Annotated in this window: 13 protein-coding genes and 2 pseudogenes; 11 read left to right on the top strand and 4 right to left on the bottom strand. The window is 68.4% G+C overall.

Features of this window, described 5'->3' with window-relative positions:
• The first annotated feature begins 12 nt into the window (after window positions 1–12).
• Both PV721_RS14160 and PV721_RS14155 read left to right on the top strand, forming a co-directional pair.
• Window positions 13–318 (top strand): hypothetical protein, encoded by a 306-nt coding sequence (locus tag PV721_RS14160; protein WP_319723925.1) that lies wholly within the window; start codon window positions 13–15, stop codon window positions 316–318.
• Window positions 319–389: 71 nt separating this feature from the next.
• Window positions 390–665: an NAD(P)H-binding protein gene (locus tag PV721_RS14155; RefSeq protein WP_319723923.1), complete on the top strand. Its 276-nt coding sequence runs from the start codon at window positions 390–392 to the stop codon at window positions 663–665.
• A 110-nt stretch (window positions 666–775) separates the two neighbouring features.
• On the opposite strand, the gene PV721_RS14150 is transcribed toward PV721_RS14155, so the two are convergent.
• Both PV721_RS14150 and PV721_RS14145 read right to left on the bottom strand, forming a co-directional pair.
• Window positions 776–1264 carry a hypothetical protein gene (locus PV721_RS14150; RefSeq protein ID WP_319723922.1) on the bottom strand — a complete coding sequence of 163 codons (489 nt, stop codon included), beginning with the start codon at window positions 1262–1264 and terminating at the stop codon, window positions 776–778.
• Window positions 1265–1300: 36 nt separating this feature from the next.
• Window positions 1301–1698, bottom strand: a pseudogene (locus PV721_RS14145) (IS5 family transposase); the annotation flags it as partial.
• 92 nt (window positions 1699–1790) lie between these two features.
• Between PV721_RS14145 and PV721_RS14140 the strand changes: the two are divergent.
• Window positions 1791–2210 carry a DUF4440 domain-containing protein gene (locus PV721_RS14140; protein ID WP_319723920.1) on the top strand — a complete coding sequence of 140 codons (420 nt, stop codon included), beginning with the start codon at window positions 1791–1793 and terminating at the stop codon, window positions 2208–2210.
• A gap of 494 nt (window positions 2211–2704) precedes the next feature.
• Window positions 2705–3298, top strand: coding sequence for a hypothetical protein (locus PV721_RS14135; RefSeq protein ID WP_319723918.1), 594 nt, complete (start codon window positions 2705–2707; stop codon window positions 3296–3298).
• A gap of 1349 nt (window positions 3299–4647) precedes the next feature.
• Here the strand turns inward: PV721_RS14135 and PV721_RS14130 are convergent.
• A complete protein-coding gene (locus PV721_RS14130; RefSeq protein WP_319723915.1) occupies window positions 4648–5607 on the bottom strand; it encodes a hypothetical protein in 960 nt (319 codons plus the stop codon).
• A 126-nt stretch (window positions 5608–5733) separates the two neighbouring features.
• Here PV721_RS14130 and PV721_RS14125 point away from each other — a divergent pair, with 126 nt between their 5' ends.
• From PV721_RS14125 to PV721_RS14095, 7 genes and pseudogenes are all read left to right on the top strand, one after another.
• Window positions 5734–6828, top strand: coding sequence for a S8/S53 family peptidase (locus tag PV721_RS14125; protein WP_319723913.1), 1095 nt, complete (start codon window positions 5734–5736; stop codon window positions 6826–6828).
• 418 nt (window positions 6829–7246) lie between these two features.
• A complete protein-coding gene (locus PV721_RS14120; protein WP_319723911.1) occupies window positions 7247–7807 on the top strand; it encodes a hypothetical protein in 561 nt (186 codons plus the stop codon).
• A gap of 784 nt (window positions 7808–8591) precedes the next feature.
• Complete coding sequence (locus tag PV721_RS14115; RefSeq protein WP_319723910.1) at window positions 8592–9641, top strand: PASTA domain-containing protein; 1050 nt, start codon at window positions 8592–8594, stop codon at window positions 9639–9641.
• A 242-nt stretch (window positions 9642–9883) separates the two neighbouring features.
• Window positions 9884–10435 (top strand): hypothetical protein, encoded by a 552-nt coding sequence (locus tag PV721_RS14110; RefSeq protein WP_319723909.1) that lies wholly within the window; start codon window positions 9884–9886, stop codon window positions 10433–10435.
• Between the two features lie 200 nt (window positions 10436–10635).
• The gene (locus PV721_RS14105) at window positions 10636–12159 is read left to right on the top strand and encodes a hypothetical protein (protein WP_319723908.1); all 1524 of its coding nucleotides are present in this window, start codon (window positions 10636–10638) and stop codon (window positions 12157–12159) included.
• A 106-nt stretch (window positions 12160–12265) separates the two neighbouring features.
• Window positions 12266–12477, top strand: a pseudogene (locus PV721_RS14100) (transposase); the annotation flags it as partial.
• A 98-nt stretch (window positions 12478–12575) separates the two neighbouring features.
• The gene (locus PV721_RS14095; RefSeq protein ID WP_319723907.1) at window positions 12576–13250 is read left to right on the top strand and encodes a hypothetical protein; all 675 of its coding nucleotides are present in this window, start codon (window positions 12576–12578) and stop codon (window positions 13248–13250) included.
• Window positions 13251–13288: 38 nt separating this feature from the next.
• Here PV721_RS14095 and PV721_RS14090 read toward each other — a convergent pair whose 3' ends face one another.
• Window positions 13289–13801, bottom strand: coding sequence for a hypothetical protein (locus PV721_RS14090; protein ID WP_319723906.1), 513 nt, complete (start codon window positions 13799–13801; stop codon window positions 13289–13291).
• Window positions 13802–14228 lie beyond the last annotated feature (427 nt).

Genomic DNA, 14228 nt, shown 5'->3' with positions numbered 1-14228 from the left:
CATGATGCGTTCATGGAACATCTTTCTGTCGACGTGCGCGCTTCGCTTCGGCTCTTCGCCTTCTACTTGGCGAACGGCACCCTCGCCCTGGACCTGCTCGACGAGTTCGACTACCGCCCGACCATTTTTCACTCCGGCTCATCCCTGGAACAGGTTTTCGCGATCTACAGCAATGTGCTGCAAGTTGGCGAAGACGGCGCCGTGCTGAATGACGCAGATGCGCAGTACCGGGTCGCACAGTGGATTCGAGCGTGCTGCGACCCGAGCTATCGGGTCGAGCCGCCGTTCGAAGCTTGGGAGACGGAACTCCATCTCTGAGGAACCGGTGCTCGTCGTGATCGAGGTTTTAGCGTGTCGGTTACTTGATCATCCGACGACGGTACTTGCCCATGATCCTCGTGACCGGAGCCACCGGAAACATAGGCCGTGCCCTGCTGAAGGAACTGCACGCACGCGGTGCCGGGCCGCTGAGAGGGCTCACCCGTGATCCCGCACGGGCCGTCTTCCCTGATGGAGTCGAGGCCGTGGAAGCGGTGCTCGACGTCACGGGCGGAGACGTGAATGACGAGCTGCTGATGGTGCGCGACACGGTTGCACAGATCACCGGAACGCCGGCCCGCCCATTCCGGCAATGGGCTTCGGAGAACGCCAACCCCTTCCGCTGAATAGCCCGGGCAGTGAGCACGTACGTACCTCCGACTCAGGCGTGCTTTCAGAAGTACGCCGACAGCCACTGACCACCGCCCGCCGACGACCGGCTCAAGAGCAGGGTGAGTCACAGGGCCCACCAGCAATACAGCCGCTGGTTGGAAGCCCGAGCCCGCTGAGCCAGCCCGGCCAGGGCTTCAAGGACATCGGCCGTGACCTCGACCGTGATCCCGGTCTGCCGGAGTTCCTCGGTCTTCGACGACGGCTCGGCACAGCGGACGAGGTCGTCCTTCGATGCCGCGGCAAGGGCATCGATCAGCGTGTCCGTCAGGCTGACCACGAACGGCGGGCCGTCCTCCGGCTCGGACAGCAGTTGGCCGGACCGCGGGCGCTCGCTGGCCTCCTCATAGCTGCAGCCCGTGATGACGGCTTCGAGCTGCGCGACTGCGACGACCGGGTCGATGTTCTTGAGGAAGACCACGTCGAGCTCCGCCTGCCCCGGCCCTCCAGGGGTCAGGAGGATCTCGACGGCAGCCTGATCGTCAGTGGCAGAGAAGTAGTCGCACAGAGGCATGCCGAGGATTGTGGCATCCACGGCTGAGAGTCCTGCCGGCACCGCCAGGGCAGTCGGCGACCAATTACGCGGGGGTCAACGGCCGAGCGCCTGGCCAGCCGTCGCGCGTGCCGGATCTTCCAGTGCCTCCCCCGCTTGCGGGCTCCGGCGGCGTGCTGGTGGGCTCGGTTGATCGTGGAGTCGACCGACACCGTCCACTTCACGGTTCCGACGGAGTAGTCCCGGACCTGGGCCCGCTCGAGCAGGTCTGCCCAGGTGCCGTCCGCCTCCCAGCGGGCGAACCGCTCATAGACCGTCTGCCACGGCCCATTGCGTTCCGGCAGGTCACGCCACGGCGCACCGGTCCGCAACCGCCACAACACCCCGTTGATCACCTGCCGGTGATCCCGCCACGGACGCCCTCGCCCATCAACACCCGGCAGCAGGGGCGCTATCCGCGCCCATGCCGCGTCCGTCAGCTCACCGCGACCCACCACGAGATCAATTATCAGCGGCGCCATGGCCCGCCGCCGCTGAAGGCCGCCCGGCCGCCGAGGGCCAGCCGGCCGCGACCGGGCATCATGTCGCCATGATCCAGAACGACCGGCACGCGCCCGAGGCGCTCCCGCAGCATCCGGACGTCACCGAGGCGATCGTCCGGGAGCGACGCCTCCACGACCCCTCCGTCCGCGTCTCCGGCCCCCTCGCCGAAGCCCTCTTCGACCCCGATTTCATCGAGGTCGGCGCCTCCGGGCGGCGGTGGACGCATGCGGAGATGGTCGCCGTCCTGCCCACGCTCCACGGCGGCGCCGAGAACAGCACCCCCATCACCGCAGAGCACTTCGAGGGCACGGTCCTCGCCCCCGGGATCGTTCACCTCACCTACGAGACCCGCATCGAGGACCGACAGGCCCGCCGTTCGTCGATCTGGCGCCGCGACGCCGCCGGGGAGTTCCGGCTCTACTACCACCAGGCCACGCCGGTGCCGGACGGGACGGCCCGGCCCTAGAGTCCGTCCTGGGGCCTGTCTGCCCCTTCCCGTCAGGTCCGGCTCGCCCGGCCTGATCCGACGCGAATTGTCAGACAGGCCGTAGCCGCCTCACCCGCGACTACGAGACCTGCCCACACCGCTCCGTGGCGATGATCCGCCTCGCGGTGACAGACCCGATGGAGCCGTCGCCTCACCCGCGAAGCCACGGGGAACTGGCGCAACGCATAGCTCGGCCCGGGGAGGCGCCGTGTCACCGATGCGGACTCCGGGCAGGCCGGTGTGGTGTCGAGGTCGGCGTCCGCCGGAGTTCACGCGGGCCCGGCGACCCGGATCCCGCCTCGCCCCTGCCCGTCTGATGTGCCTGAGCACGGAACTTGTCACCCGACAGCTGCTGCGACCCCGCCCTCCGAGGCGGCGTGAGCAGGATCGCTGTCATCGAAGGTGCATCGTTCCTGTCACCTTGAGATCGTGTGTGGTCTTGACCTCGACACAGACGGCCCAGAGGAGACGAGTTGATCACGGAGTACCAGCAGAACCTGCGCGAGCGCTACCTCGCCGCCACCGTCATGCCGGCCCCGGAGCCGTGGCAGCCGGTGCTGGACCGCAGGACCCCGATCGGGGGTCTGCTCGGCATCGGCTTCGCGGCCCATCCCGACAGCGGGCACGACCTCGTCATGGTCGTGTCCAGCGACGGCCATGGACTCTTCGACGCGGTCACCGGCGAGAAGGTCGCCCGCGAACGGCACCCGGACCCCGGCACGAGCACTCCGGACGCGTCGCCGGAGCTCACCTGCCCCGGGCTCGGACGGATCGAGGGCACGCCGGTGCGTATCGCCGGGCTCTTCGGCGGCGGCCTGCACAGCACCACACCGGACGGCTGGACCCTGGACGTCGTCAGCCCCGAATGGCCCCACGACCGCGTCATCCTCTCCGCCGACGGCGGGTCCCACAAAGGCCCGGCCGGAGGGACGTGGTGGCACATCTTCCACTCCGAATACTCAGAACTCCGCGCAGCCGGGTTCTCTCCCTCCGGCCTGACCCTGGCGGTCGCCACCAGCAGCGATCTCACCCTCTGGACCCGACCCGAGCTGCACTTTGACGACTGAGCGGACGGCAGGACAGCGGAACAGCGAGACAGCGGGACAGCGGGACAGCGGGACAGCGGGACAGCGGGACAGCGGGACAGCGGGACAGTAGACGAATGGGCAACAGATGGACCGGGCAGAACTCGCCGGGATGCGGGGAGGCCAGGCCAGGGCCTGCGCACCCGCCGGAGCGGCGCTTCTCTACGGAGGCGAGTTCGTCGTACGGCACGGCTCGCCTCCGACGGGCGAGGGGCGAGGGGCGAGGTACCGAGACTCTCGCCTTGCCATCCACCGTCGACATCCTCACCATGATCATCACGGGGCGGTTCTACCGGTCCTCGCGCTGTCAGCGGCACGCTCTCGGGACCTGGTCCTCCCTCCCGGAAACGCCGGTTCACCAGCGAATCGCCACTGCACCCCGCCCGCCCAGTGGCCTGCGAACCTGTTCGTCTGCCTCGGCGGTCCGCTGCTTCGGCTGATGCCGCCTCAGGTCCTCTTCTACGCTCGTCAACAAGTCGGCAAGCGGACCGCCACGGCTGCGCTGCCCTCCGAGAACACCCACTCCTTCCGGTGTCTGGCGGCCGGTGACTCCGGGTCCAGCGACGAGAGCGCCGGCGACCGGGAAGGCCCCGACAATCGCCGCCACCTCTGACGGGTCAGCCCGGCGTGACGTGCGGCGGCCGTGGGTGTTGAGTGCGGCAACACGAGTGCCCACCGGCCCGTCACCTCGGGCCGGCGTTCGTGTGACGGTCCTGCCGCCCCGTCCGGTGGCGGGGCGCCGTCACCTCCCGCACCGCTCTGGCCCGGTTCATGACGAAACGGTCACGCACCGCCACGCCTGGCAGGGCGTCCTCGTTGGCCCGGTATGGAGCAGACAACCGTTTCGCCTCCGCAGTGGACCGGATTCTCTCGGCTGGCACAAGAGTTCCCGCAGGCATCCGATACGCCGATCTACGAGGCCGTGGAGCGGCAGTGGCTCGCCCAGGGCCGTGAGGTCCCCCGCCGCCCGGGCCCGTCGTGGGGCCGACATCGGATGCATATCGGCGACTTGTTCCTCCGCGCCTGAACAGTGCGCCTCGCCGAGGCCGGTACAGCCGCTCGTACAGATCCAGCGGGCGGGGTGTCCGCGACCGCGGCCAGGTCGGCCAGCAGGACGCGGATGGCCGCCCTGTTGCCTTCGCGGACCGCCTGCACGATGCGCTCGGCCGTCTCTCGGGCGGGATCACTGCCCACCGGACCGGCCGCGGCGGGGCCATCACTGGCCGACGGCCGACCTGGCCGGGTACCGAGATGCCAGGCGCGGCATCAGGGCTGCGCCGCGCCTCCGATCCGTCCGGATACCAGCTGCATCCACCGGCCGCCTCGGGCCGTCACGAAGGGCAGCTCCCCACGTTCTTGACCCACCTCATGTCAGGCGCGCCGAACAACTCCACTTCACCGTTCGGCAGCCTCATCCTCAGCTCGTGATCGATCTTGGAATCGAGGAGAGTGCCGCAGACCTTGGAGTCGTTGCCGCGGGTCACCTCGACGAGAGGCCCCGCAGGGGAAGAGCGCGGCCAGAACCAGATGCACCCGAGGGCCACCACCAGCGCGCCCAAGGAGCACAGGGCCCAGACAACCGCGCAGCGCAGCTGGCGCGCCGCTTCTTTCAGACGTTCTCGCCGATTGATGAACCATGTGGTGAGCAGGTGGTCGTTGCCGAGGTTGACTTCTACGGGCCATCCGTACGCCGCCTTGTAGGCCAAGACGAGCGCTCCGGCAGCCCCAGCGATGGCGACCAGTGAGAAGATGCCGGCCACGACGCGCGCCTCCGTGCTCATGCCCACGAACGCGTCCTTGCCGACTACCACCCCCGCCAGCCCGAACAGGCCGAGCAGCGCAGTTACCGCCGCGATCCACTTCTCTGCCGACGATCGAAGGGTGGCCTCCTCCGTCGCCGTCACCTCCTGCACCGCACGCAGGGCAGGCAGCAGGGAGGAGTCCGTTGCTGCCCGCACGGCCGGCGTCACATCGGGGTCCAGCGCCATCGTGACCAGCCACCAGCTCCCGCAGTTCTGTGCCGGCTCCGCCGCTCCGGGCTGAGGGTGTTCCTGGCCGCAGGCGCAATGGCAGATCCTGGTCATCCGTGCGGTGGGCGCAAGAGCCGGCAGCTCTCCACTTTGTCCACGGGCCATGACGGACCGCTCGACGGACAGCTCGGTGGTGTGTCGGCAGTTCGGGCACGGGCCATGGACGCCGAGGATGCTGCCGTCGTACTCGGCCCGATGCGGGCCCCAGGCGGCCAGCTCATCGTCCGTGACCAGGTGCTGCCGGTACCGGTACGGCACCACATCTTCAGTCATGGCACCAGGTTGCGGGCATCCGCACAATTCTACCTAGGCATGCCGCCGAATGGCGCAGCCCGGAAAGGCCTTGCGCACCCGACGAACCTACGCTCCTGACGAAGTGGAGGAACTGTGTGCGAAGACACGGCAGGCTATTCGACGGTGGTTGGGCCACGGTGGCGGATCGAACGGCTCATCGAACGCTGGCGGGACCTGAGAACGCCGCAGCGGCTCAGAATCGAGCAGCCCAGAATCGTGGAATTCAGGGAAGTCGACTGGCATTCCGCAGACCGCTTCGGCGACGACAGCCCTGCCCTCGCTGTCGCCCACCACCCGCCCGGCCTGGGTATTCCGGTTACGGCGCAGCTGCAGGCCGAGCTGATGATCGACCCCTGGCGGCATCCCCGCTCTCCCTACGACTCCCCCGAGCCCTGGGGACCTCAGCTGCTGTGGGAGCCGGGCTACCAGTTCCAGTCAACCCACCAAGGAGATGCCACCATCCCAGACGACCCGTTCGATGCCGCCGCGCTGGACCAGCTCGTACGCAGCGTGCAACCAGTGCGGCCCTGGCGTCGGGCGAGAGGCCACCGCGTGGCGGTGCTGGACACCGGAGTCCGTGGATCGGGCCATGACATGCTCGACTTCATCAAATGCGACGACAGCGGGATCAGGAGAACACCAGCAGCAGACCCGCACGGACACGGCACAGCGGTCGCCACGGCCATCAAAGCCGTCCAAGGAAACGCGGATATTTACCCCATCCGTGTGCTCAACGAGAAAAAAGAAGGCGAGTCGTACGAGGTGCTGGCCGGCCTCATGTATGCCCTGTGGTCGGATCAATATGACCTGATCAACGCCAGCCTCACCACAGAGCTATCGGGACGCTGCACCACCTCGGTGGGTAGGAGCATCGACTACACCCTGAGCTACTGCTCCGTGAAGGCGAACCTGCCCGTGCTGGTCGCCGCTGCAGGGAACTCTGGAATGTGGACCCCATGCGGCTACCCGGCCCGTCTCCCTCAGGCGGTGGTCGCCTTGGCACAGGACCACACAGGCGGGCGCGCAGCGTACAACTGCAGTCCGCTTGAGGAGGCTTTGACCGAGGAAGCCTACGGGGGGAGCAAAAGCCATCCGCTCGGCCGCCTTCCCCTCTCCCCTCCGGCTGATACCGGCCTGTGGGGCACCTCCTTCGCAGCCGCTGCCGTCTCGGGCGCCTACCTCCCCTGAGATTCCGGCGAGGCGATGAGCCGCACCCGGCGCGCTGCTTTCTCGGCACTCAAAGCTCGGGGCCGCGATCAGCACGGCAGCGGACAAGGCCCATGACGGTCCTCGATGGCGATCGAGACGCCCGGCGACCAGGAGTAGGCGCAGTGTCGACGCTCTCGGGCGTCTCGCCCGCTGTGCCGCTAACGAAGAACACGGCGTCGTCCCCGCCGTTCTCCCTCTTGTTATCCATATACGTTTCCCCTCGAATTGATCGCCCTTGCAAGGCTGGCGCATATGGGCGGATTGCCTTAACCCGAGAAACCCGGGCGTCATTGGCGGTGTTCTCTGGCCTGACATCACCCCCGGTTAAGATGCGCGCTGGGGCCACTGGAGTTTTCGGGCGCGCATCGCCTGGGCTGGTGGCGTGGGAGGGGCAGAGTTGAAGCGCAGGCTGACTGCGGTACTGGCCGGTGGGGTCTTGGTCGTGTCGACGACGGCCTGCGGGAGCGAAGACGCTCCGCCCGTGCGTTCGGATGGCATTCATGCCAATTTCGCCGACGCCACAGGGCACGACATACGCACCTGGGTGGCCGCCTCGAAGTTGCCTGACGACACCAAGCGCCTGGTGGGCAACTATGTCGGCAGGGCAGACGTATCGGCCGGGTTTGCCGGCTGCGCGACCGAGCAGCACATTGAGCCGACGCTGCGCGTAGAGGTGAATCTTCCTAAGGTCAGCGTCTTCGACGACCCTGGCCTTGCGCAGCAAAGTCGTTGGGCACGGGAGATCTTGGATGCTGTCGAAGAGTTCGCCCACACCTTCCGTCCCGGTTACTTCGTTAAGGATGAGGGGCTCTTCAGCGGCTGGGAAAAGCGCTGGGTTACCGATGAGGAGGGGGGCGCTTCCTGTACCGGGGATATCTCGTTGTGGGGTTACACCTCTCCGGTTGCCGTCAATATCGGCAAAGACTACAACCAGAGCGAAAACCACCCAGTGAAGTGAACAGCATTTCGGCGTGTGCCGGTCTTGCAACCCGGCCACGTCGGCTGCCGCCCCCACAGCTCCCCCAGGCACGTCCGGCCGGCACCTCGGCCGCCGGCCAGTAGCCTCCGATGATCTGAGAAGAAGCGGCCTAACCACGTTCCCAGTAGGTGCAGGCGCTTGGGCTTCCCGCGGCCTCTGCGGTCGGGCTGGGACAGCGCGAAGGCGTGCCACTCGGAGCGGGAGCTCGTTCCCAATGGGTCGACCCTGATCCGGGATCCTCCGATCCATGCAGGTACAGCGTGAATGCACCGCATACCAACACAAGAGCCAACCACCCCACCCCCGCCCACAACCAGACCTGCCGCGACACCATTCCCCCTCGACCTCAAACGCCCCGGGAAGCAGTCTGCCAAGGGGGCGTCCCTCGGCGGCGTCAGGGGCATCACTTCCATCGAACCGACGGCGTAGCTGCCGGTCGTGGTCCTGGCGAGCCAGCGTGCCACCACTATCCGTTCCGGAGCGGCCACCGGGTCCGACGGCGGCGATGTCGGAACGAAGCGCGGGTCGTCCACGTCGGCGCCGATGACCTTCTTCGTGGCCGCGCCCCACATGCCGTCCATGCCGGTCTCGCCCCGAGTCGCATCCCGCAAGGCGCTCCTGCGTGCCTCGCGTTGCAACCGGGCCGGGCCGGCGGTGCGGGACGGGGTTGCCCAGGTCGGGGAGCCGGGGGCTGGCCGAGGCGTCCTCGTGCCATGTCCTTACGATGCGTGCACACCATCACGTGAGCACGAAGGGCATTCTCTTGTCTGGCCCACTCCCCGCCCCCCAGCTGTCGAAGCCGCCACACCAACCGCAGGACTCGTCCCCGACGGGATGGTGGCGGACGAATGCGGCCCGCATCGGGTTCATCGCCGCCGTGCCGATCTGCGGGCTGATCGCGCCCGGACTGGGCCTGGTCGCGCTGATGGGCGCCCTAGTCGCCCTGTGGCTGGAGAATCCCTGGTCGAAGCAGGGCAAGGTGGTGGCGACGATTGCCGCCGGGGCACTGCTGGGCGCGGTCGCCCCTGCTCCTGCGAAGAACGGGCCACAGGGCCACCCGGCAGCCGCGCACGTCACTCCCACCGCGGCGGCCCCCTCCGTATCCGCTGCACCCGTGGTCTCGAGAAGGCCGCTGCAGGACTTTCGGGGCCAGAGTCTGGAAGTCGCGTACAGCAGGATCACCAAGACCGGTACCAGGGTTGTCTTCCACGACGCGTCCGACCGGGACGAAGACATCAAGTTCAGCTCCCGGGGACTGTGGACGGTCTGCTTCCAGAAGGAGGCGGGAACCGGGATCGATGCGTACCCCACGGTCGAACTCGGCGCGGTACACCGGGGCGACCCGTGCCCGACCCAGGACGGCGGCCCGCTGCCCCTGCCCACGATGCCCGACTTGGTGTGGAAGACCTGGCCGCAGGCACGCGCGGAGGTCGTCGCCCTCGGGGTGCCCGCCGAACGCGTCCGGGCCCGGGCGGCCTACGTCAACGACACACTGCCCGACGAGGGAAGGTACGAGGCCTGGCGCGTGTGCGCCCACGACCCTGCCGGCGGCGAACCGATCCGCAGCAACGCGGATGTGACGCTCTCTCTGTCTTCGCCCGTCAACGGCTGCCCGGAATCCCACCGCGGAACCGGTGCCCCAGCGATGCTCCCCGACGGCGACGACGACGGCGACCCCGACTACCGCGACCCCTATCCCAGCGACCGCAACCGCAACCGCACCTTCCCCGACGGCCTCCCCAAAGACTCGGGCGACTCGAACCGCTCCGGAGGTCACGGCTCGAACCTCTGCCGCCACACCCGCTGGTGCTGAGACATGAGTGAGACGCCATCTCATTCGGCGAGTCTGCGATAGCAGAGCCTCCGTCCGCGGTCCGCGGACGGAGGCCTGGCTGCTCTCAGGCACGCGAGGAACAACTCATGCAGCGTCAGCAGCAGGTCGTGAACCGCGAAGGCGTGAGGCCCGGGACCTGGGCGGCGCCGCGCATCGGATCACGTCCTGATCTGCTGCCGCCGGCTGACCGAAGGAGGTGGTGCTCACTAGCATCGCCTTCCATGATCACAGTAGTCGTCACCATCGCGCTGGCGTTCGTGGGTTACGTAGCCACCTATCTCAACGGCATGCGTCTGTCGCAGCGCCAAGAACGTCTCGCCCGCTTGAATCGCCAGCTCAGCGATCTCTACGGCCCGCTGTTCGCTCTCACGGAAGCCAACAGCCGCATCTTCGGCGCGTTCATGGAGGGCAACGCTCGTCCTGACGGCAGGTCGCCCTTCGTGCATGAGATACCACCTTCGGATGAGGAGCTCGCCGAGTGGCGGTTGTGGGTCAGGACCGTCTTCCTCCCGAACATCCAGGCGATGCGCGCCCTCGTCATCAAGCACGCCGACCTCTTGAGCGGCTCGGAGATGCCGCCGATCCTGCTTCAGTTGTGCGCACACGTCTCCGGCTACGAGATCACAGCCGCCCGGTGGGACCAGGGGCACTATGACCAGCACCTGTCCGTGGTGCCCTTCCCCAGTGAGGAGATAGCCGCGTACGCGCGGCACGGGTTCGAGGGCCTGAAGCAGGAGCAGGGCCGTTTGCTCGGACGACGGCAGAACAGCTGACGGACAGATCCTTGTTGCCGTTGCGGCCTACACGGCATCAAGCCCCTCGGCTTTGTCGGTCAGTAGCGAGAGCGTTTGTTGCCCAAGAGCGAGAACCCTCGCCACGTGGTCCGAAGCCCTGCAGACGGAGCCGCCGGTAAGCGCCGCCGCGGTCGTCGTCGGGCGGCCCCGTTCAGGAGGCGAGGTGGCAGGATGACACGGTGTTCGACTCTCTGCGTGAACTGTGGCTGCGCGGCATCGCCTTCAATCGGGCGGCGCCCTCCGACGTACTGGTACGCCTGTTGGATCGAGCGGCCGGTGAAGCCGGCCTGCTGATGTGCGAGGGTCGTGACCTGCCTGACGCCGTCATCGACGCTGCCCTGGGCCATCCGGAGGGCGTCATCCGCCGCACGCTCGCCCGCAACCGGTACGTCGACCCGGCGCGGCTCGCCCCCTTGGCAACGGACCCGTCGGGGGTCGTCCGCGGGTGGCTCGCCACGGGCCCCCGTCACTATCTCCGATGGGTCCGACCGCTGCCGGACGACATCCTCGTGACCCTCCTGACCGCCCAGGACGCGGGCGTGGACGGCAAGGTCACCGTGAACGAGATCATCGGGGAGCTCGACTCGTCCCGGCAGATCCCGCTGTTCTTCTTCCGCTCCATGGCCGGCAGCGAGGACCCCGAACTCCGGATGCGGGCCACTTGGCGGTGGGAGTCGCTCACCCCGGCCCAGCGGGCGGGGCTGCTCGACGATCCGGACCCCGCGGTCCGTAAAGCGGCGCAGGACAGAAACTGGCGGCTGGACCCGGAACGGGTGGAGACCATGCTGCCGTCCTTCGGCTCGCGCAACCGATTCGTGTTCGACACGTGTGCTCTGTCCCCCGCCCTCGTCGAGCAGTGCTTCACGGACGGCACGGTGCTCCCCATGGCCCGGAACCCGCACATCCCCGCCTACGCCCTCGCCCGTCTCGCCCGCCACCCCGACGCGGAGGTCCGCGCGTCGGTCGCCGCCCGGCCCGACGTAGGACCGGACCTGGTGGCGGAGTTGATGCAGGACCCGGACGAGGACGTGCGGATGTGCGCGCGCCTCCACCCCTTCACCCACACCTGGGCGGAGTACTGGGCGATCGATCAGGTCCTCGGGCACGGTCCTGACTGCACCTGCCCGATCGGCGAGCCGTTCACCAGGTCGCATAGGGAGCCGGACGTCGGGCCGTCGCCCGGCTGGTTCGCCGCCTGTGCGGTGTCCGAGGAGCCGGTGCTCCGCCGGGTTGCGGCAAGTTGGCCGGGCCTGTCGGCGGAACTCGCCGAGACGCTCGCGCAGGACGACGACGAGGAGGTGAGGATCCGGCTGGCCTGCCTCCACCCGCTGGCTCCGCCGCACCTCCTCCTGGATGTCTTCGTCACACGCCCTGCCCACCGTCCGCACCTGCTGGACCTGCCCGCGTTCCCCCGTACCGGCCGGGCTCACCTCATCGACCACCCGGATCCCGAGGTACGGGCCCTGGCCGCAGCCGATCCCGCCTTGCCCGACCCCCCGGTGGAGGACCCCGACGCGTCGGTGCGCCGGGCAGCGGTCACCAACCCGAGCCTGTCACCGGAAGCCCTGGAGACCCTCCTCGCCGACCCCCGCACCGCCGAGGGCGCCGCAGCCAATCCGGCCCTCCCCATTCCGCGCATGCACGCACTCCTCGACCACTGCCTGAACGGCACCGCCACCCCACCGGGGGCCGCCCAGCGCTGACAGACGACGCCCACGTAGCGATCACGGGCATTCCGGACATCAGCACCAAGCGACTGCTCCCGCAACTCGTCTACATACGTTCTCCCTTCTCAGCTACGCAGCCAAGCCCCTGATGGCTCGCCGCGGTGTCGTTCACGGCTCCGGACCCGCCCGCACCCCGATGGGTCGTCCGAGCGGACCTTCGCCTGGCTCCACCAGTTCAAACGACTCCGCATTCGCTACGAACACCGTGCCGACCTCCATCAGGGTCTGCTCGAACTCGCCCGCAACCTCACCTGCCTCCGACGGCTCCGACAGGCAGTCGGAGCCCAGCAGTAGACTCCCGGCGCATGACCTTCCCTCCGCACGCCGTGCCTGCGTCACTCCCCCCGGAGCCTCTCCTTGAGCCCGGGGCTGGGGAGGCGGACGACGACGTATTGATCGAGAAGCTGCGGGCTCGCGCGTGGGATCCGGGCCTGCGTTTCGACACGGCGGACGTCCCCGCCACGTGGATGGCCGAGCGCTATGGCAGCGAGCGGTTGGACCAGGGCCGGGACGACATCGTGTCGTACTGCAGCGACGGAACAGTCGAGCTCAGGGCGGGGACCGAGGAGGTGGCCGTCTACTATGCCGACGCTCCCCGCGGACCGTTGTTCCCCCCGATCACCCTGGCTGAGGTCGAGGAGGCAGAACGCAGACTGCGGCGCCGACTGCCCGAGCTGCTCCGGCGCGTTTACACCGAGGTTGCCAACGGAGGATTCGGCCCCGACAGCGGGCTCGCGTCCCTGACCGAAGGCAACCGCGCACCGGGGCACCTGAGCGACTGGCCGTGCGCGGTCACCATCTACGAGCGCAATCGGGCGCGGGGCGTGCCGGCATCGTGGCTCCACCTCACGTACGGCGGCTGCACGATGGAGTGGCACCTTTCGTTGACCGCGGTCGACAACCCGGTGCTGCTCTACGACACTGACGGTTGGGAGCCCACATGGGGCGAAGACCCTCACAACGGTCTGCGTCATGCAACCGCATCACTGCGACGATGGTTGTGGACCTGGGCTGACGGCGGCCACGTGTGGGACGAAGTCCTCAATCACCTCCCTGGCCAAGAGTGACGTCATGCCCTACGCCCGTCTCATTCTGGAATGATCAGTTAGTAACAGGTCGTGCGCGAACCGTCGGGCGCCGCCTCGGCGGACAACGAGAACCAGGTCCGGGCCTCCACGCCCAGCAGGGCCCCCGAGTCCGGCTCCACCCCGTAGATCTCGCGGAGCATCTTGGGTGAGTCGAAGGCGAGGGTGATGCTCGGCCGGTCGGCGGATTCGAAACAGAAGACCGCGATCCGGCCGTCGGGCCCCGTGTCCAGGTCGCGCACCGGACGCCATCCCGCCACCGGCGCTTCCCGGCCGTAGTACTCCAGCACCTCCTCCCTGGTCCCGCTGTACGCGTAGAGCCGCTGCGCGGAGAGCCAGGCGCCCGCGGTGTCGTCGACGCATGAGGATCCCGCCCACGGACCACCGCCGACGGACACCGCCCCCTCCGGACGCAGCGCCAACGCGGGCAGCTCGTCGAGCTCGGCCACGGCCTCCTCGGTTCCCTCGCAGGTCTCGAACGGGGGGAGGAGGGAACAGCCACTCAGGCCGGTCCCGACGAGCAGGAACGCCACAGCACCCGCAGGGTAAGCATGTTCATGGCGAGATTATGATCCCAGCCCGGAAGCCGTGCTCCGGCAGGGCGAGTTACGACGGGAGGGAGCAGGACCGGGGTTTGACGATCCACGGAACGGCCTGGCTGCGCTGCCGACAGGGCAAGCCGAAGCCCCTGGGGCCCGACGGGCCTGGCAGGGGCTGGCAGGGGCTGATCAGCTGCAGGGCGGCTTCGCCGTGTGAACTGCCAGCCGCACGGGGAGCCATGTCGCCGGGCTCAGGGTCAGCCGGACGCGACCGAACTTGCTTCCGCGGCGGCCTCACCGGTCTCCTGGGACGACTCGGTCTCCGTCGTCGGGGTTTCCGTGGTCGGCGTCTCCGTCGTCGGGGTCTCCGTCGCAGGGGTCTCCGTGGCGGGGGTCTCCGTGGCGGGGGTCTCCGTGGCGG

The organism is Streptomyces sp. MB09-01, assembly GCF_033794505.1.
Classification (GTDB): domain Bacteria; phylum Actinomycetota; class Actinomycetes; order Streptomycetales; family Streptomycetaceae; genus Streptomyces.
The sequence above is the reverse complement of the archived record's forward strand: the minus strand, read 5'-3'. Positions and strand labels throughout refer to the sequence as shown.

Excerpts from the sequence above, each read along its gene's own strand:
- PV721_RS14160 (WP_319723925.1), top strand. The coding sequence starts at position 13 with ATGGAACATCTTTCTGTCGACGTGCGCGCTTCGCTTCGGCTCTTCGCC.
- PV721_RS14155 (WP_319723923.1), top strand. The coding sequence starts at position 390 with ATGATCCTCGTGACCGGAGCCACCGGAAACATAGGCCGTGCCCTGCTG.
- PV721_RS14140 (WP_319723920.1), top strand. The coding sequence starts at position 1,791 with ATGATCCAGAACGACCGGCACGCGCCCGAGGCGCTCCCGCAGCATCCG.
- PV721_RS14110 (WP_319723909.1), top strand. The coding sequence starts at position 9,884 with ATGATCACAGTAGTCGTCACCATCGCGCTGGCGTTCGTGGGTTACGTA.